The organism is Burkholderia sp. Bmkn7 (assembly GCF_041103175.1).
Lineage (GTDB): Bacteria > Pseudomonadota > Gammaproteobacteria > Burkholderiales > Burkholderiaceae > Burkholderia > Burkholderia cepacia.
Window position 1 is genome coordinate 573,401 of sequence record NZ_JBGCUH010000001.1, and the last position, 19,972, is coordinate 593,372.

Genomic DNA, 19,972 nt, shown 5'->3' on the forward strand with positions numbered 1-19,972 from the left:
CGTCCGAACTTTGAATGCAGGGTTGCACGGGGCAGCACAAGGCACGGAGGGTCGTGACGGACGTTGCGTGATTCGGGGGCGTGGCATCAATTGATGCTCATCCGAACGCATGTCCGTAGCGCTCGGGCGCACGTCCGGTTGCCGTCGATGAAATAAAAGAAGCGGGGTTGGTCGCGGTCGGCGCGACATCAAATCAGGGGTGTCCATAACGGCGGTTGAATCTCCGGATTCAGTCGATGGGCGAGTTCGCCCATATAAAACGATATGCATTCCTAATGCATTAACCGAATTAACGGAACGGGCCGTCACACCGACGGCGTGCCCGGGATTTCGAACGTCCCGTCGCTACGGGCGGGCGATGCGTGTCGTCTTCGGCACGCTCGGGCCGGGCATCGGAATCGGGTTCCGCACTGAAGTCGTAATCGTAATCGCAGTCGCAATCGTAATCGCAGCTGAATCCTTCAAGAAAATTAAGTAGTCCGTATACAAACCAGACGCTACAAAACGGAGCAGAAGACCATGAAGAGGAAGCAGATTTCGGCGCTTGCCGCCGCCATGTTCACAGGCGCAGGTGTCCTGATCGCGGGGGCCGCGCATGCGGACAACTTCGTCGACCGCGGCAACCCGGACAATGCGCTGAACGGCCAGTGCATCGACGGGACGAACCCGCTGTGCGTGTCGACCAAGAGCGGAAGCTACGTGGCGGTGAGCACGGCAAACGTCACGATGGGGACGAACGCCAGGGCCGGTACCAGCGGGATCGCGATCGGCGACCAGTCGAATGCGAGCAGCAAGGGCGGCACCAGCAGCGGCGGCGCGATTGCGATCGGCGTCGGTTCGCAGGCGCTGGCGAACTCGGCTACGGCCATCGGCACGGTAGCCGTCGCGCAAGGCAATACGTCGCTCGCCGTCGGCCGCCAGTCGGCCGCGGTCGGCGACTTCTCGATGGCGCTCGGCAACGTCGCCGATGCGCGCGGCACGAGCTCGATCGCACTCGGCCACTCGGCGCTGGCAAGCGGCGACCGTTCGGTCGCGATCGGCGGTGCGAACCCGACCTCGAGCGACGGCGTGTCGGCCGGCGCGTCGTACGACGCGGCGACACAGACGCGCGCCGGCGGCACGCAATCCGTGGCGATCGGTGCGGGCGCGCAGACGAACGACAACAACCAGGTGGCGATCGGCTCGGGCAGCGTCGGCGCCAACAACGGCGGCACGCCGGTGTTCGGCGGCACGGCCGCGCCGGTCGGCGGCGCGGTGTCGTTCGGCGCGATCGGCGCCGAGCGTCAGCTCAAGAACGTCGCGGCGGGCGCGGCCGATACGGATGCCGTCAACGTCCAGCAGCTGAAGAACGTGAACGGCACGCTCAGCACGAGCATCGCCAACGTCGACGCACGCGTGACGTCGGTCGGCAATTCGCTGTCGACCACGATTTCGAACGTCGACCAGCGTGTGACCAACGTGGGCAACAGCCTCAGCACCAGCATCGTGACGGCGACGAAGAACGTCGTGAAATACACCGACGATTCGCACGCGGCGATCGCGCTCGACGGCAGCAACGGCACCACGATCGGCGGCGTCGCGGCCGGTGTCGCCGACACCGATGCGGTCAACGTCGGCCAGCTGAAGGGCAGTGTCGCCCCGCTGCAGACGTCCATTTCGACGGCGGCGTCGAACATCACGAACCTGCAGACCAGCGTCACGGGCATCAATACTTCGCTGAGCACGGCAACCACCAACATCAGCAACCTGCAGGCGGCCGACGCACGCAACGTCAAGTACGACGGCCAGAGCGGCTTCGATTCGGTGACGTTCGCCGGCACGAACGGCACGACGCTGCACAACGTGGCGGCCGGTGTCGCCGATACCGACGCGGCGAACGTCGGGCAACTGAACGGCGGCCTGTCGTCGCTCAGCACGAGCGTGACGAACAACCTCAGCACGACGCTCGGCAACCTGAGCACGTCGATCACCAGCCAGATCGGCAACGCGACGAAGAACGCGGTGCAGTACGACGACGACGCGCACAGCGGCGTGACGCTCGGCGGCAAGGGTGCGCAGTCGCCGGTCGGCCTGCACAACGTGGCGGACGGCATTGCCGCGAGCGACGCCGTGAACGTCGGCCAGCTCGGCAAGGCAACCGATACGCTGAACCAGTCGATCGCGAATGTCGGCAATCAGGTCACGACGAACACGGGCAACATCGCGGCGCTCCAGCAGGACGCGCTTCTGTGGAACACGAACCTCGGCGCATACGATGCGAGCCACGGCGGCAACGGCCCGCAACGCATCGGCAACGTCGCGGCCGGTGTCGCCGACACCGATGCGGTCAACGTCGGTCAGCTGAACGGCAGCGTCGCGCCGCTGCAATCGTCGATCTCGACCGCCGCGTCGAACATCACGAACCTGCAGAGCAACGTCACCGGCATCAACGCATCGCTGAGCACGGCGACCACCAACATCAGCAACCTGCAGGCGGCTGACGCACGCAACGTCAAGTACGACGGCCAGAGCGGCTTCGACTCGGTGACGTTCGCCGGCACGAACGGCACGACGCTGCACAATGTCGCGGCCGGTGTCGCGAACACCGACGCGGTGAACGTCGGGCAACTGAACGGCGGCCTGTCGTCGCTCAGCACGAGCGTGACGAACAACATCAATACGACGCTCGGCAACCTGAGCACGTCGATCAACAACCAGATCGGCAACGCGACGAAGAACGCGGTGCAGTACGACGATGACGCGCACAGCGGCGTGACGCTCGGCGGCAAGGGCGCGCAGTCGCCGGTCGGCCTGCACAACGTGGCGGACGGCACTGCCGCGAGCGACGCCGTGAACGTCGGCCAGCTCGGCAAGGCAACCGACTCGCTGAACCAGTCGATTACGAACGTCAGCAACAACGTGACGACGCTCGGCAACCAGGTGACGACGAACACCGGCAACATCGCGGCGCTCCAGCAGGACGCGCTCCAGTGGAACGCGAACCTCGGCACCTACGACGCGAGCCACGGCGGCAACGGCCCGCAACGCATCGGCAACGTCGCGGCCGGCAAGAACGGCACGGACGCGGTCAACGTCGACCAGTTGAACGCGGCGATCCAGGACGGCACGAGCCAGCTCGACGCACTCGCCGTGAAGTACGACGACGCGAGCAAGAAGCAGGTTTCGCTCGGCGCGGGCAACGGCGGGAGCCCGGTGCGCCTGACCAACGTCGCGGAAGGCAACGTCGCGGCCGGGAGCACGGATGCGGTGAACGGCGCGCAACTGCGCCGTGCAACCGATGGCACGGCGGCCGCGCTGGGCGGCGGCGCGACGGCGAATCCGGACGGCTCGATCAGCGCGCCGGACTATAAGGTGGGCGGCGGTTCGTTCAACAATGTCGGCGACGCGCTCACGAATCTCGACGGTCGTGTTCTCAACAATACGACGACGCTCGAGAATCACGAAACGCGTATCGGCAATGCCGAAACGAACATCGCCGGCAACACGGCCGCGATCGCGGGGCTGCAGCAGGACGCGCTGCAGTTCGACCCGACGCTCGGCGCCTACAACGCGGCGCGCGGCGGTGCACCGACGAAGCTGACGAACGTGGCCGACGGCAACGTCGCCGCGGGCAGCACGGACGCGGTGAACGGCGGCCAGTTGTCGGGCGTGAAGTCGTCGCTCGAACAGCAGATCACGCAGGTGTCCAACCAGGCGGGCGAGGCGGTGAAAAATGTCGTCAAGTACGACGTCGACGCGAACGGCAACCGGATGAATTCGGTATCGCTCATCGGCGGCGACGCGAACGCGGCCGTCGTGCTGAAGAACGTCGCCGCGGGCACCGCCGATACCGACGCGGTGAACGTCAAGCAGCTGAAGGGCGTGCAGTCGAGCCTCAACCAGCTCGGTGCGCTCGCGGTGCAGTACGACGACGCGTCGAAGAGCTCGATCACGCTCGGTGGCGCGGGTGGCACGCGCATCACCAACGTGCAGGCCGGCACGCTCAGCGCAACCAGCACGGATGCGGTGAACGGCTCGCAGCTCTACGCGACCAACCAGCAGGTCGCGAAGAACACGACCGACATCACGAACCTGCAGGGGAACGTGAACAACATCGCGAACGGCAAGGCCGGCCTCGTGCAGCAGCAGGACCCGAATGGCGCGATCACGGTCGGGAAGGATACCGGCGGCACCAGCGTGAACTTCTCCGGCACGTCGGGCGACCGCGTGCTGACCGGTGTCGCGGCGGGCGTGAAGGACAACGACGCGGTCAACATGGGCCAGTTCAACAACGCGCTGAAGAACGCGGCGGCCAACGACCAGATCCGCGCAGCGGCGACCGATGCGAACACGACGTGGATCGCACGTGCCGATGCGGGTTCGATCGGGTCGACGGCAACCGCAACCGGCAAGAACGCGGTGGCGGTCGGCCAGGGCTCCGTCGCCGATCGCGACAACTCGTTCTCGGTCGGTGCGAAGGGCAGCGAGCGCCAGGTCACGAACGTCGCGGCCGGCACGGCGCCGACCGACGCGGTCAACGTGCAGCAACTGAACGACAACCTGTCGACCGCCACGTCGCAGGCGAAGGGCTACACCGACCAGCGCATCGGCCAGGTGTACAACTCGTTCAACGACCTGAAGAAGGACATGTACGGCGGCGTGGCATCGGCAATGGCCGTGGCCGGCCTGCCGCAACCGACGGGCGCGGGCCGCTCGATGGTCTCGGCGGCGACGTCGAACTATCACGGCCAGCAGGGTTTCGCCGCCGGGTACTCGTACGTGACGGAAAGCAACCGCTGGGTCGTCAAGGCGTCGGTGACGGGCAACACGCGTTCGGACTTCGGCGCGGTGGTGGGCGCGGGTTACCAGTTCTGACGTTGTCCGCGCAGTATCGATCGAACGGGGGTGTCGGGCAGCGGTCGTGATGCCCGACACCGGCGGGAGATCCGTGGCCCGGGGTGAGTCTGTCGACCCCGGGCCGTCGACGCTTGATGCGTCGCGAAAAGCGGTGTGGTTATGCCGGGCCTGTCCGGCAGCCGATGCCGTCGATGGATGAATGATTCGCCGATTGTGGAGATAATCGGCGCTGGCGCAATGCACTCCGCATTGAGCGTGTCCGAGCACGCCTTCCAGTCCCGTATGGGCGCCGACAACGAAACATGAAAACGATGAAACCCGAGAACAGGATGCTTCCCGCGCAGCGCGTCGCGTTGCCATCGCCTTTGCCGGCCGGTTACGACGGCAGGTGCCGCTAGCGCCCGGACAGTCCGCGCCGTGGGTTCGACAAGAGAACCGGCGCCCGAATCGATCGGCCGGGCAACCGGTATCGAACGGCGATATCAATTGGTGCACCCGTGAGCGTGCATCGGGTCACTTGAAGATGCATCCGGGGTAGAGGCACATGATCGGGAAAGTTGCGTGGCTGTCCGTCGTTTCGCTTCTGGTCGCGGCATGCGGGGATCGTTCCGGCCAGGCCGATACCGCATCGAATGCGCAGCCGGCGGTCGCGTCGGCGACGCAGGCCGTTACCTTGCCGCGCGAAGGGCGCGACTCGCCCGTGCCGCCCAGGCCGGGCCAGGTGCTGGAGGGCATTTACCAGAAGGACGCGCATGGCGAGGCGACGATGGAGATCGCCAATGGAAGCCAGGCCACATACTGGTACGGCCACGCGTTCGACCTGAACGGCGGCCACTACTTCACCGGCTTCGCCTACGAGACGCCGAACAAGTACGCCGAACAGGAGAACACCGCCGAGCCGGCGCACGATGCCAGGGTGACGATCACGGAGGCGACCTTCGAATGGGTCACGGACGGCGGCGTGGCCGGCTGGGACTTGGTCGAGTCAGAGCGCTCGATCGGCGAGTTTGGCGGTGACGAAAAGGCCGACACGATCGACGACAGGGAACCCGCCGTGAGCACGACCCTGCCGGACGGGCGGATCGTGCTGGCCGTGCCGACCTGGTACCTGGCTTCGGGTACCCGGATCAAGTCGTTCGACATGTTCGTCTATCGGCGCACCGATGCGTCAAGCAATCCTGACGATACTGAATGGACCTATGCCGGTAACGTATTTCGCGGCAACGACAGCGGCGCGGCATGCGATGCCGCGGGTACCGGCAACCGGATACCGTGCAAGGACGGCTCGGCGACGCTCACGTTCCTGCCGGCAGACGGCAGGGACTGGCCGCGCCTTCGCGTGGCAATGAACGGGACGGGCATCGACAACGCCGGCCGGAAAAAGACCGACGGCACCGCGGATGTCGTCGAATACCGGTTCAACCCGAAGACGAAGGTTTACGAAGCGGCGAAGACGTAGGGCGGCATGGGGCGTGTCGCTTTCAACGATGGTTCCACCTGTCCGGAAAGAGGATCCGATGGAGATGGCTCTCTCGAGAAACAAGGTGGGCGGCTGCCGGAAGTGATGTGGTTCAGCCAAATGGCGGACAAATGCGAATGGTGCGATCCGCAGCACTCGCAATCGCGCCCCGATCCGCGATTTCTCGCGGGTTCGCGCGCTGTCGAGCCAGGCGGCGAATGCGAATTGTCGAATGCGAGCCGCGGCTCGTATTCTGGGTGCGTCGGGCGGAACGGCATGGGGCCTCCGCCGATCGACGCATGACGGAGACTCGCAATGACTGCCATGACGCAAACCATGAAGCTCAATCACCTGAGCTTCCCTTCCGCCGACACACTGGCGACGGCCCGATTCTTCGAGCGGCATCTCGGCTTCACGATCGCGGGAAGCTGGGACAAATCCTGGATCCTCAAACGCCCGGGTTTCGACGTGGTGATCGATCACGCCGGCGACGATGAGACCGCGTGGCCGACGAATTTCCACGTCGGGTTCGAACTGCCGAGCCTCGATGCCGTTCGCACGACGTTCGAACGCTTCAGGGAAGAGGGCGTCGAGATGGTGACGGACGTCTTCAACAACGGGCGCGGTTCGCGTTTCTTCTGCCGCGCGCCGGGCGGCGTGATGTTCGAGCTGAACACGCGCGCGGATGCCGCGCCGGAATATCAAGGCACGTTCGACGACTGACGCCGGCAAGCGTCATACCGCGTTCGGGTGCCGGCGCGGGCCGCCGTTTCAATGACCGTGCAGGTCGGGAAGGCTGCGCATCTCCATCCCGTGCAGATCGCCGCAGCGCGCGACATGGCCGTGCCGCACCACCCGCGATGCCGTCGCACCGGGCTTCAACAGCAAGAAACGGAGTGTCTGCCTGCAAACGGTCGCCTACATTGCCGTGACTGACCTCACTCACGGAATGTGAAGAAGATGACCTTACTCGAAGGGAAAGTCGCCATCGTCACCGGTGCCTCCACCGGAATCGGCCGGGCGATCGCACTGATGTTCGCGGCGCATGGCGCGTCAATCGTATTGGGCGCGCGAAGCGAATCCACGTTGAACGAGGTGGCCGACGAGATTCGTCGTCACGGCGGGCAGGCGTTCGCCTGCGCCGGCGACGTCTGTCACGCCGATACGCATCGAAGGCTCGTCGCGACGGCGCTGCGCGAGTTCGGTGGTCTCGACATCGCGATCAACAACGCGGGAACCGTCGGGCCGCTCAAACCGCTCGCGGAGATCTCGCTCGACGATTGGCAGCACACGCTGTCTACCAATCTGACGGCGGCCTTCCTGGGCGCAAGCAACCAGATTCCCGCGATGCTCGAACGCGGCGGCGGCTCGATCGTCTTCACGTCCAGCTTCGTCGGCACCAGCGTCGGGCTACCCGGCATGTCCGCGTATGGTGCGTCCAAGGCCGGCTTGATGGGACTGGTGAAGGGCATCACCGCGGACTACGCGGCACGGGGGATTCGGGCAAACGCACTGTTGCCGGGCGGTGTGGACACCGCGATGGGGGGAGACCGCGAGCAGAAGGAATGGGCGGCCGGGCTCCACGCGATGAAGCGCATCGCCCGCCCCGACGAGATCGCATCCGCGGCGCTGTTTCTGGCGAGCCCGATGGCCAGTTTCGTTACCGGCTCGGCTCTGTTCGCCGACGGAGGCAATGCGGCCGTGAAGTGAGTTCGCATCGGCGCAAACGCGCGTCGCGCCGCGCTCAACGGCCGGCGCGAGCCAGCATGTCGATGACCGCGCGGGTGCGCGAAGGCCGGGTGATCTCCGTCCAGTGCAGATGCGCGTATTTCGGGTCGTCGCGCAGGCCGGCGAACTTGACACGATTCCTGGCGAACGTGGTGTACGACCACAGCAGCACCGACTCTCGCGAAAATGCCATCCGCAGCGACTCGCGGTTGCCGTGCGAAAGCTCGGTGCGCATGAGCCCGCGGCTCAACGTGCGCCACAGCACCCGGGAGAACACCGTCCGCCGCCCGAAGTTGAGCCAGATCACGTGGGTGGCTCTGGACCAGAGCACGTCGCGCACGGCGCCGTAGTTCCCGTCGGCGACCCATCGGTCGCCGGCCGTCGCGGCCCGCACGGCGCGCTCGAACTGTTCCGGCGGCACGGCTGTCCAGTCGGGGCCCCAATAGAGTCGATCCAGCTCGATGTACGGGCAGCCCGTTGCTTCCGCCAGTGCGCTGGAAAAAGTGGATTTCCCCGCCCCGCTGGTTCCGACGACGACGAAGCGCATGGGTTTGATCGCGGTTGAATGTTGAAGGCGGCTATTGTGCCTCATGCGCGAAGCGGTCGCTCGACGGCGGTTCGTCATTGAATACCGGTCATGGCCCGGCTTGCCGCACCACACGTCCTGCATTGTCGCGGCGGGCGGCGCAGGGAGCCCCTCGCCGCTCCCCGACGGTCATTTGAATTCGGCGTCTACCACTCGTTTCCCGCACCTTTGTACAATCAGCCGCTTCAGTCTTGCCGCACACAATCGCGGCAAACCCCGAAAAAAAACAACGTGAGAGAAACGATGGCGACCGAACCCGGATTTCAGACGCGCATGTACGCGGATAGCGCCCGCGACGGGCGCCCGTCATGTGCACCCGAATGGGTAACGACCGGATGTGCGTCCCGATCGGATCGAGGGCTGGCATGAGCGACAAACCCGTTCTTGCCGCCGGTGCGCCGTGCGAACCTGCGGCGTCGGCCGCTCCCCTGATGGCGCTGGCGTGCCTGGTCGTATTCATGGCGCAAATGGCGACGACGGTGTACCTGCCGTCGCTGCCTGTCGTCATGCGCGAGTTGAAGATGACGCAAGGCGGCGCCGAGTTATCCATCTCGGCCTATGTGATCGGTGCAGCGCTGCCGGTGCCATTCTGGGGCGCTGCCGCGGAACGCTGGGGCCGGCGCGGCCCGCTGCTGATTTCGCTGCTGCTGTTCATCGGCAGCAGCCTGCTGCTCGCCGGCTGCACGGCCGCACCGGCGCTGCTCGTGTTGCGCGCCATCCAGGGCATCGGCGGCGGCGGCGCGGCGATCATCGCCCGAATCGTCGTCCGCGACAACTGGCGCGGCGACGAACTGGCGCGACGCCTCTCCGTGTTGTCGATCGCCTTCATCACGGCCCTGGGCGGTGGCCAGTTCATCGGCGGGCTCATCGGCCGATACAGTCATTGGCAAACGGGTTTCGTGCTGATGGCCGTCGTCGCCGCGCTGGCGATCGGGCTGTCTTACACGTTGCCGTTGAAGGCGGGAAGCCGTGCCGCCAAACCGTCGGGCCTGGCCGGTACTTACTGGCTCCTGCTGCGGCGCCCGGGCTTCCTGTGGCCAGCCTGCGCGGGCGGGTTGGGGTTCGCGACGACCGTCACCTTGCAGGAGGTGAGCCCGTTCGTGTTCCAGGAGCATTTCCAGCTGGCCGTGACGAGCTTCGGCAGTATCGGCCTGCTGCTCGGCGTGGCCTATTTCAGCGGGGCGATGCTGGTCAACCGTCTCGTGAGGCGGCTCGGCGGCATCCGGCTGATGCATGCCGGCGCCGCGTTGCTTGCGTTCGCAACCACGTTGATGCTGGTGTCGTGGTTGAGCGGCCTGCTGACCCATTTCACCGGGCTGTGGATCTTCATCGCGCTGTATTGCCTGGCGATCTTCGGCCAGGCGGTGCTGTTTCCGAACAGCATGGCGACTGCCGTCAGCGATGCGCATGAACATGGCGCGCATGCGATGGCCTTGTGCGGTTTCCTGCAGCAGGGACTGGCGGGCATCGCCGCGACGGCCGCGGTGCTGCAGCACCATGGCGGCACGTGGACGCTCGTCGTATTCGTGCTGGGGGCGCTGACGTGGCTGGTGGTGCAGGTCAAGGTGCGGGGCAGGTAGGCGGCCGGCGTCGCCGGATGGTTCATCGGCCGTAGCTTCTCTCGCGAAAACCGCGGTGTGCGGCCGTGCGTCCGCGTCACGCTGCTCGGACAGGGCGATGCGAGAGGCAGTGTGCTGCCGGCTGTGCCGTGCCGCTCAAACAAATGATTCGTAGAAAACATGTTCTCGCGCGTCGCTTGCGACGCTTTTACTACGAATTAAAAGGCAGTGTCATCAAGGGCGAGAATCGGCAAAGCATTAAAAAGTCCGGCGGAGTGCCTGGAATGGCAATAATCAAAATCAATATTTAATAAAGCAAACAGCATCTGCCGCGTTACCTCGAGCTTCACATCTTCCGTCCGCCCGACCCACGCACTGCCTTTCCCCAATAACGGCGGGCTCAGCGCGCGCATTCCGCCGATGCAGCGTTGCCGAAACCGGCATCGCAACCGACGCGATCATTTCAGATTTATAACCAAATCATGACTCGATTAACATCGCCGAAAGAAGTTATTAACCTGTCAGAAAATATCTTGTAATTATAAAAATGACCTCCTAGCATCCCCCTGCAGTTCGTGACATGTCCTGGATCAAAGTCTGTACTTGATGCATTCCTCGAACATCACCCATACATAACCGGGGGATTACATGAAGAAACTGTCTCGCCTGCTGTCCATCACCGCGATTACCGTCGCGAGTCTCAGTGCTTTTGCCCAGGCCGGCGACCAGTCGGCTACGGTCGACAAGGCACTGCAACTGATCCAGCAGAACCCGTCCGCCTTCAGTCTGGCCGCTGGCGGCGCAGCACGCACGTTGAAGTTCGCAGGGCCGCAGGCGAGTGCGCCGACGGACGGCGATCAATTCGAGGTGCGCGACGTGATCGTCGATCCCGACGGCACCGAGCACGTGCGTTTCGACCGCTTCTACGCGGGCCTGCCCGTGATCGGCGGTGACGTGGTCGTCCATTCGAGCAAGGGGCAGTTGAAGCAGGCGAGCGTGACCCAGCTCGCGCCGATCAATCTCGCCGGCACGATCGGCAAGATCGGAAACCGCTCCGTGATACGCAACGCGCCCGACATCGGCAACGCCCGGGTCAAGCGCATCGCGACCGCGCGTTTCAACTCGGACGTGCGCCGCGTCGACGACGCGGAGCTCGTGGTGTTCGCACGCGACGTCACGCCGACGCTGGCCTACGCGGTGCGCGTATACGGCAAGTCGAACGACGTGCACGGCGATGCGGTGCTGTACTACGTCGACGCACGCACGGGCGCCGTGCTCGATGCGCAGGACCTGATCAAGACCGCCGCCGCGACCGGCACCGGCCGCTCGCTGTACTACGGCAACCTGACGCTGACCACCGACCAGACCGGCACGAACGCGTACCGGATGCTCGATCCGAATCGCGGCGGCGGCTCCGTGTACGACGGTCGCGGATTGATCGCGGAGGACGTCGAGCAGGCGACCGACCTGCCGATCTTCACGAGCAGCACGAACGTGTGGGGCAACAATGCGACCACCGACCGGCAGACCGTCGCCGCCGACATCGATTACGGTCTGGCGTTAACTTGGGACTACTACAAGACGACGCACAACCGCAACGGCATCTTCAACGACGGGCGCGGCGTGAAGAGTTTCGCGCACGTGGTGTTCGACACCGGCAGCGGCACGACCGGCGCGAACGCGGCATGGATGCCGTCGCACATCATGGTGTACGGCGACGGCCAGCCGGGCACGAGCCTGCCGAAGCCGGTCGTGTCGGTCGATGTGGCCGGACACGAGATGAGCCACGGCGTGACCGAGGCCACGGCCAACCTGAACTATTCGGGCGACGCGGGTGGACTGAACGAAGCGACTTCCGACATTTTCGGCACGCTCGTCAAGTACTACGCGAACAACCCGAACGATCCCGGCAACTACGTGATCGGTGCGCGCGTGGTGAGCGGCGGCCTGCGCAAGATGTACAAGCAGGATCTCGATGGCCGGTCGTTCAGCTGTTACCCGTCCGGCGGATTCTCGTGGTCGAATCCGCGCCACGATCCGCATTTCACGTCGGGCGTCGGCAATCGCCTGTTCTACCTGCTGGCGGAAGGCCCGACGGTGCCGTCGACCGATACCGGCCTGACGAAGGCGAAACTGGTCTGCAACGGCGACACGACCTTCACCGGGCTGGGCCGCGAGAAAGCCGGCAAGATCTGGTACCGGACGCTGACCGTGTATCTGAATGCGAACTCCAGCTACCCGAACGCGCGGCGTGCATCGATCCAGGCGGCGAACGACCTGTACGGCGCGAATTCGGCCGAAAGCGCGACGGTCGCTCGCGCGTGGAGCGCGGTCGGGGTGAATTGATGGCGTGTGCGCCAGTGCGTTGAATGCCCGAGGATCGATCGCGTGGCGGCATTTCGTGTCGGAGAACGGAGAGCCGGTCGAGGCCACGCGACGCCCGGGCAAATGACGCACGCGTGTCGATCGATCGCCTGCAATTGCGGGCGGTCGATCTTTGGAATCCGGTTGTTGTCCCGCCAGCCACATATCCCGTTCTTCGGCACGGCGTGCCGACATGGTTGCACCTGCCGCACCTTCATCGATCACCGCGCCGCGTTCCCCGGCCGTCCATGACGAACCCGGAAGAAACCCGACGGTGAAACGCGGCGGAATCCAGCCGTATCACCCATCGCCCACACCCGGCGGTCGATCGGCAAACCATCGGCCGATCCTTCGATATCCCGCCCCGTCTGGTTCCGGCACTTTTTCCAGAAAAAATTTCTTCCGGGCAATCGTTTGCGTGCCGCCGCGCGGCGTTCAGTTTATTTATCGCATGCCGATATCCGGAAGGCGCGCCTGATCGAAGCGGCATCGCCCCGCGGTTTCGATCGGGAACGGCATCCACGCATGCGACGGATAGGGGAAGAAAGGTTTTGGCGACAGTTTTAGGGTGCATCGTTTATCGGCACAATCACTGGCTGGTCCTGCTTGCCGCGCTGTTGTGCGGGGCCGGTTCGTGGGTCACCGCGCGCCTGTTCCAGCGCACGGTGAACACCTCCGGCATGCAGCGGCTCGGCTGGCAGGTGCTGACGGCCATTTCGGCCGGCGTGGCGATCTGGTGCACGCACTTCATCGCGATGCTCGGCTTCGATGCCGGCGCGCCCGTGCAATTCGACCTGCCGCTCACGCTCGTGTCGCTGCTCATCGCGGTCGGCGGCAGCACGATCGGCTTCGCGCTGACGACCTGCCGCATCGTCAGGATCGCGCCCGCGCTCGGCGGCGCGATCGTCGGCGTCGCGATCGTGCTGATGCATTACACGGGCATGCTCGCGTGGCGGGTCGAGGGCATCGTGTCGTGGGACATCGGCTACCTGGTCGCGTCGGTGCTGCTGGCGATGACCCTCGCGGCGCTCGCGCTGCACCTCGCGCTGCGGCCGTCGCCGCACGCGGTCAACCAGATGGCCGGCGTGCTGTCGCTCGCGATCCTCGCGCTGCATTTCACCGGGATGTCCGCGCTGCGCATCACGCCGCTGACGCTCGACGGCGCGTGGACCGACGTGAACACGCTGCGTCCGCTGGCGCTGGCGGTCGCGGGTACGTCGCTCGTGATCGTCTGCACGGGGCTCGTGAGCTACGTGATCGACAGCAACGTGCGGGCCGAATCGCTCGAGCACCTGCGCCGGCTGGCACTGAGCGACATGCTGACCGGCCTGCCGAACCGGGCGAGCTTCAACGAGCGGCTGGACCTCGAAATCGCGCTGGCGCAAGAGCAGGGCACGAAGCTCGCGCTGATCGGCATCGACCTGAACCGCTTCAAGGAAATCAACGACCTGCGCGGCCATCACGCCGGCGACGAGGTGCTGCGCATCCTCGCGCGGCGCATGTCGAACGTGCTGCGCGAAGGCGAATTCGTCGCCCGCATCGGCGGCGACGAATTCGCGGCACTCTGCCGGATGGGTGACGACACCCGCCTGATGGATCTGCTCGAACGGCTCGAGCCGGCGCTCTTCAAGCCGGTCAGGCTGGACGACTACGAGGTCGTGCCGGGTGCGAGCTTCGGCGTGGCCATCTACCCGGACGACGCCGCCACCAAGGCGATCCTCATCAACAACGCGGACCTCGCGATGTACCGTGCCAAGGGCAGCGTCGCGCAATCGGTCTGCTTCTACGAGCCGGCGATGGACCTGATCGTCCGCGCGCGCCGCAGCCTCGCGGCCGACCTGCGCCGCGCGGTGGCCGACAACCAGCTGAGCATCCACTACCAGGTGCAGACCTCGCTGACGACCGGCGAGATCCGCGGCTACGAGGCGCTGCTGCGCTGGCAGCATGCGACGCTCGGCACGATCCCGCCCACCGAGTTCATTCCGCTCGCCGAGGAGAACGGCGTGATCCTGGAGATCGGCGCGTGGGTGTTGCGCGAGGCATGCGCGCGGGCGGCCACGTGGGAGCCGCCCTATACGGTCGCGGTGAACGTATCGGCCGTGCAGTTCATGCACGCGGACCTGACGGCGCTCGTGGCGGACGTGCTCGAGGCAACCGGCCTGCCGGCGTCGCGCCTGCAGCTGGAGCTGACCGAATCGACGATCTTCGCCGGGCGAGAGCGCGCGCTGGATACGCTGCGGCAGATCAAGGCGCTGGGCGTGAGCATCGCGCTCGACGATTTCGGTACCGGCTATTCGTCGCTCGACACGCTGCGCTCGTTCCCGTTCGACCGCATCAAGCTCGACCAGTCGTTCGTCGCGGACGCGGAAGCGAAACCGCAGGATCGCGCGATCATCCGCGCCGTGCTCGCGCTCGGCAAGAGCCTGGGCATTCCGATCCTGGCCGAAGGCATCGAGACGCGCGACCAGCTCGTGCTGCTGGCCGACGAAGGCTGCGACGAAGCGCAGGGCTTCCTGCTCGGCAGGCCCGCACCACTCAACGAGATTGTCGGCAGCGGGCAGATCGCGCTGACCGGCAGCAACCGCGCCAGCGCGACGGTTCCCGCGTCCGGATCGGCCGTCACGGCCGAGCTGGATCCGGGCCCGCGCCGGTAACCGACGACGCCGGATACGGCAATCCAAACGCGGGTTGCAGCAGGCAGGCTCACATGAAAACCCACTACGCACGGATGGTCAGACTGGCAAGCATCGCGGCGCCGGCCCGGAACCCGGACCTGCTCGCGGCGCAATTCCGGGTATTCGCCGGCCAGCTTCCGGTGATGTACCTGATCCTCATCTCGAGCACCTGGAGCCTCGCCGTCACGCACCTGCGCAGCACGCCGTGGTGGCTGTCGGTCGCGATGCCGACCGCAATGACGCTCGTGTCGCTCGCGCGGCTGCTGCACTGGCGCCGCGCCCGGCTGGTGGAGCCGACGCCGGACACCGTGTCGCGTGCGCTCACGATGACGAACTGGCTGGTGATCCCGATCGCGGTGACGTTCACCCTCTGGGCGCTGCTGCTGTTCCCGTACGGCGACGCGTGGCAAAAGGCCCAGGTCGCGTTCTACATGGCGATCACGGTGATCGGCTGCATCTTCAGCCTGATGTACCTGCGCACGGCCGCGCTGATCGTGGCCGTGATCGTCAACGCCGCGTTCATCGCGTTCTTCCTCTCGACGGGCCAGCCGACGCTCGTCGCCACCGCGGTCAACATGGCGTTCGTGTCGGCCGCGCTGATCGCCGTCATCTCGGTCAACTACCGGGGCTTCGTGCGCACCGTCGACGCGCAGGCCGAATCGCGGATGCGCGAGCAGGCGCAGACGCGGCTGATGCGGATGATCGACGACATGCCGCTGGCCGTGATGACGGCCGACCCGGAGACGTTCCGCATCAACTACCTGAACACGGCGTCGCGAAACCTGCTGCGCTCGATCGAGCATTTGCTGCCGATCCGCGCGGACGATGCGCTCGGCGCGTCGATCGACTTCTTCCATCCGCACCCGCAGCACCAGCGCCGCCTGCTCGCCGATCCGGCGAACCTGCCGCATCGCGGCCGCGTGCGGCTCGGGCCGGAAGTGCTCGACTTCCAGGTCTCGGCGGGGCGCGATGCCGAGGGGCGCTATATCGGCCCGATGCTGTCGTGGTCGATCGTCACGCAGCAGGCCGAGGCGGAAGCGCGCATCCACCAGCTCGCGCATCACGATTCGCTCACCGGCCTGCCGAACCGCGCGACCTTCCTCGCCGAATTCGACGCGAGCCTGCGCCGCTCCGACAAGACGCTCGGGCTGCTCTTCATCGACCTCGACGGCTTCAAGCTGATCAACGACGCGTGCGGGCATTCGGCGGGCGACGAGGTGCTGCGCCAGGTCGCGGAACGCCTTCGCGGGCAGTGTCCCGAGCCGGGGATGATGCTCGGGCGCATCGGCGGCGACGAGTTCGCGGTGCTGCTGCGCGACACCGACGCGGACGGCGCGATGGGCGCGGCCGCGCGGCTCGTCGACACGCTCGTCGCGCCCTATGCGCCGTCGCCCGAGCGGCAGTTCCGCATCGGCGCGTCGATCGGCTGCGTGCTGGCGCCGCATCACGGCAACGACGCCGGCGTGCTGCTGTCACGCGCTGACATGGCGCTCTATGCGGCGAAGAAAGCCGGGAAGGGGACGTACCGGATGTTCTCGCCGGACATGGAAACGCGCGCGCAGGAGCGGATCGCGCTCGAATCGAAGCTGCGCGTCGCGCTGGACGAGAACCAGGGGCTGTACGTGTTCTACCAGCCGATCGTCGATGTCCGGACGCGCCGGGTGACGACGCGCGAGGCCCTGCTGCGCTGGCATCATCCGCGCTCCGGCTGGATTTCGCCGGGCTACTTCATTCCGATGGCCGAGCGCGGCGGCCTGATCGACCGGCTCGGCCGCTTCGTGCTCGACCATGCCTGCCGGGAGGCGGCGCGTTGGCCGGACGGCGCGCGTGTCGCCGTCAACGTGTCGGCGGCGCAGCTCGGCCACGGCACGATCGTGCCGGCCTTCGCGGCGGCGCTGGCCGGCGCCGGCCTCACGCCCGACCGGCTGGAAATCGAGGTGACGGAAACCGCGCTGCTGCATGACGAGGGCAAGGCGATCGCGGACCTGCGCGCGCTGCGTTCGATGGGCGTGCGCGTCGCCCTCGACGATTTCGGCACGGGCTTCTCGTCGCTCGCGCATCTGCGCGCGTTTCCGTTCGACAAGATCAAGATCGACGGCAGCTTCGTGCGCGATGCGATCTCGCGACCGGACTGCGCGGCCGTCGTGTGCGCGGTGGCCGATCTCGGCAAGCGTCTCGGCGTGACGACCGTCGCGGAAGGCGTCGAGACGGAAGAGCAACTGGCGTGCATCACCGATGCGGGTTGCCGCGAGGTGCAGGGCTTCCTGATCGGCAGGCCCGCGCCGGGCGAGCACGATGCGCCGGCCATCCGCTGGATCGAGCGGGCCGCGTTGGCCGCGCAGGCTACGGGCAGGCGGGCGTGAGCGACGGCGACGCGACCGGACTGCGGGATACCCGGATCGATTGAGGGCCGAAAACGCGCATTCCAGGAAGACGGTTGCGCGCGCCCGGCGGGTTGCGTTGAAGGTCAGGAATACACGTCCGCGATCACGCGTCGAACGGCAAACGCCAGCGGATCGACCTCGTGCACCCCGATGCCGAGCCTCGCATCGAACGACGCCGCAAGCTGCTCGAGTTGACCGAAAGCGTATCCGGGGTCCGCGGTGACGATGTTCACGAAGGCCATACCCCGACGATATCCCGCCTTGACTTCGATGCGAACGCCGCCCGGAAAGCGCTGGTGAAGCGCTTCGCGAACCAGGCCGATATCGATCTCGGCGGGTTCCGCGCGCCGGCCTTTCCGGGGTGCGGCATCACGCACGAAAAACCAGGCGCTGACGCGCACTTCCGGGCCGTCGATGGCGCCGACATGCGCACCCTGCCGATAGGCGAGCACCGCGAGCCGCTTGCGGCGCTCGATTCCCGATACCAGCACACACGTGCCGGCGACGTCGGCCTGGCCTTCCGCGATCATTTGCGCGAATCGAACCGCGCGCTCGGCGGAATCCTCGCGCGAGCCGAAATGCAACGCAAGCCTTGGCGTTCGACCGATTTCCGCGCCGAGCCGCTTCTTGACCGACAGCATGGCCGCGTCGTCGATGTCGTCGAACACGAGTTCCGCGGCGAGCGGGCGACCGGCGCAATAGTCGGTGAGTAGTTGCCGGATCTCGACCAGTTCACCTGGCGCGCCGTCACCCTGCAGCTCGAGCGTGACGAGGACGACCTCTCCATGCAGCCAGGTCCTGGCGGCGGGATGGGGCTTCCGGGCGGCCAGATCGCGTGCGTCGTCCGCGCCTGACGCACGCACCGCGGCCAGCAGGAACACGTCGTGGGCGTGGATGCCGTCGGGCACCACGTATGCGCCTTTCTTCCAGGCCAGCGCACGCAATTCCGGAAACAGGTCGTCTGCCTCGTATCCCGTCGCGATCACCGAGCGGCCGATCGCCGCCAGCTCGCGAGGCGACCCTCCGCTCGACAAGCCCGGCCCCGCGACTGCTTCTTCCTTGAACAGGCGCTTCCACTCGGACGAATACTCGGCATCGGGTGCCCATGACGGCAGCAGTTGGGCGAGGTAGGCGTCCGCATCCGCGATGGTCTCGAATTTCGCGACCATCACGCACTCGCCGCTGTTGTTGCCGGAGAATGCCTGCCATACGCTGACCGGTGGCGTTGACCGGGTGCGACCGGCATCTGCGCCGCGACGTGCGCAACCGCGCCGCGTGCTGGGTTGCTCCAGGTACGCACGCGCGTTGCGCCACCCGTGCAGGATGTCCTCCGCACTGGCGGCAGGCAGGCCGCCGTCCTGGAACGAACAGCCCTGCATGCGTTGATCGGGCGTGATGGAGACGAAGTCGAGCCCCGCGCCGCAGTCGCCACTGCCATCGGCTCCGTCGAACAATCTGGATACGGGCACCGCGTCGCCGAAGCACACCGACAGGCGGCAGGCGATCGGCGAATCCTGCACGATGGCCGCAAGCTGCGCACGCCCCCTCGGCGAAAGGTGCCTGCGCAAATCGGGGCCGATGTAGGACAGCAACGAGACATCCTGACAACCCAGCGCGGCCAGTTCGGCCAGCAGTGCGGGGAGGTCCGGCAGCACCGCGTCGTCGACGATCAGGTTGGCGCCCCACCTTTGCCCGTATTCCGACAGGACCGCGCCCGCGTCGCGCCAGCGCACGTCGTCGTAGAGCGAGACGCGAACCTGGCCGAAGCGGCCCGCGTAGGGCGCAAACGTGTTGCGCCGGATCAGCGTTCCATTGGTCGTGACGTTCAGTGCAAGCGGCGTGGTGTGATGAAGGATGTCGATCAGCTCGGCGAATCCACGGAACGCGAACGGCTCTCCGCCGCCGAAGGCGACTTCCAGCGTTCCCGCTGCGGCGAGGCCGCGGAGGACGTTAGCGGCCGACTCGACGGACCAGGCGCTGTCGCGCCGCACATCACGCGAGCAGAAATCGCAAGTCAGATTGCACTTGTTCGTTATCCCGAACATCACGACCCGGGGTGCGAGGCGCCGCAAGTGGCGGGTCGACGCATTCTCGACCCGGACGTGCGTTCCTGTCGCGGGGTGAAAGCGCAGCAGCGCGCCGTCCAGCGGATACGCCCTGAATGCGTTGCGGTCAAAACCAGTGGAAACCGGCATCGGCGAGGCCCTCTGTCTTTTTGTCGAGGATTCCCGTGAACCCGGTGGCAGCACGGGAAACCGTCATATCTGAAGCAACTCGCGCAGTCACCATTCGTTGCCCGGCCGGGCACGAATGGCGGGCGCGGGGAATGGCGCAACGCGCTTCACGCTCGGGGAGAAAGGAATCCTCGAGCGCGTCGCACC

Annotated in this window: 11 protein-coding genes; 8 read left to right on the forward strand and 3 right to left on the reverse strand. The window is 66.2% G+C overall.

What is annotated here, in order from left to right:
• The first annotated feature begins 555 nt into the window (after nucleotides 1-555).
• The 4 genes from AB3K92_RS02485 (at nucleotide 556) to AB3K92_RS02500 (ending at nucleotide 8,005) form a co-directional block, all read left to right on the forward strand.
• Nucleotides 556-4,854 (forward strand): YadA-like family protein, encoded by a 4,299-nt coding sequence (locus tag AB3K92_RS02485; protein WP_369464632.1) that lies wholly within the window; start codon nucleotides 556-558, stop codon nucleotides 4,852-4,854.
• A gap of 655 nt (nucleotides 4,855-5,509) precedes the next feature.
• A complete protein-coding gene (locus tag AB3K92_RS02490; RefSeq protein WP_369464399.1) occupies nucleotides 5,510-6,295 on the forward strand; it encodes a hypothetical protein in 786 nt (261 codons plus the stop codon).
• A 315-nt stretch (nucleotides 6,296-6,610) separates the two neighbouring features.
• Nucleotides 6,611-7,018, forward strand: a complete 408-nt coding sequence (locus AB3K92_RS02495) for a VOC family protein (protein WP_175851235.1) — start codon at nucleotides 6,611-6,613, stop codon at nucleotides 7,016-7,018.
• A gap of 237 nt (nucleotides 7,019-7,255) precedes the next feature.
• Nucleotides 7,256-8,005 carry an SDR family oxidoreductase gene (locus tag AB3K92_RS02500; protein WP_060089025.1) on the forward strand — a complete coding sequence of 250 codons (750 nt, stop codon included), beginning with the start codon at nucleotides 7,256-7,258 and terminating at the stop codon, nucleotides 8,003-8,005.
• Nucleotides 8,006-8,039: 34 nt separating this feature from the next.
• Here the strand turns inward: AB3K92_RS02500 and AB3K92_RS02505 are convergent, their stop codons facing one another.
• Nucleotides 8,040-8,570: a toxin gene (locus tag AB3K92_RS02505; protein WP_165580033.1), complete on the reverse strand. Its 531-nt coding sequence runs from the start codon at nucleotides 8,568-8,570 to the stop codon at nucleotides 8,040-8,042.
• Nucleotides 8,571-8,974: 404 nt separating this feature from the next.
• Here AB3K92_RS02505 and AB3K92_RS02510 point away from each other — a divergent pair, with 404 nt between their 5' ends.
• The gene (locus AB3K92_RS02510) at nucleotides 8,975-10,189 is read left to right on the forward strand and encodes an MFS transporter (protein WP_230980611.1); all 1,215 of its coding nucleotides are present in this window, start codon (nucleotides 8,975-8,977) and stop codon (nucleotides 10,187-10,189) included.
• 197 nt (nucleotides 10,190-10,386) lie between these two features.
• Here the strand turns inward: AB3K92_RS02510 and AB3K92_RS02515 are convergent, their stop codons facing one another.
• Nucleotides 10,387-10,581: a hypothetical protein gene (locus tag AB3K92_RS02515; RefSeq protein ID WP_155631440.1), complete on the reverse strand. Its 195-nt coding sequence runs from the start codon at nucleotides 10,579-10,581 to the stop codon at nucleotides 10,387-10,389.
• Between the two features lie 235 nt (nucleotides 10,582-10,816).
• Here AB3K92_RS02515 and AB3K92_RS02520 point away from each other — a divergent pair, with 235 nt between their 5' ends.
• From AB3K92_RS02520 to AB3K92_RS02530, 3 genes are all read left to right on the forward strand, one after another.
• Nucleotides 10,817-12,514, forward strand: coding sequence for a M4 family metallopeptidase (locus AB3K92_RS02520; protein WP_059587494.1), 1,698 nt, complete (start codon nucleotides 10,817-10,819; stop codon nucleotides 12,512-12,514).
• 569 nt (nucleotides 12,515-13,083) lie between these two features.
• Nucleotides 13,084-15,186, forward strand: a complete 2,103-nt coding sequence (locus AB3K92_RS02525; RefSeq protein ID WP_059710561.1) for a bifunctional diguanylate cyclase/phosphodiesterase — start codon at nucleotides 13,084-13,086, stop codon at nucleotides 15,184-15,186.
• A 53-nt stretch (nucleotides 15,187-15,239) separates the two neighbouring features.
• Entirely contained in the window at nucleotides 15,240-17,570 is a 2,331-nt protein-coding gene (locus tag AB3K92_RS02530) for a putative bifunctional diguanylate cyclase/phosphodiesterase (RefSeq protein WP_369464400.1), read from the forward strand.
• Between the two features lie 104 nt (nucleotides 17,571-17,674).
• Here the strand turns inward: AB3K92_RS02530 and AB3K92_RS02535 are convergent, their stop codons facing one another.
• The gene (locus tag AB3K92_RS02535; protein WP_369464401.1) at nucleotides 17,675-19,786 is read right to left on the reverse strand and encodes a radical SAM protein; all 2,112 of its coding nucleotides are present in this window, start codon (nucleotides 19,784-19,786) and stop codon (nucleotides 17,675-17,677) included.
• Nucleotides 19,787-19,972 lie beyond the last annotated feature (186 nt).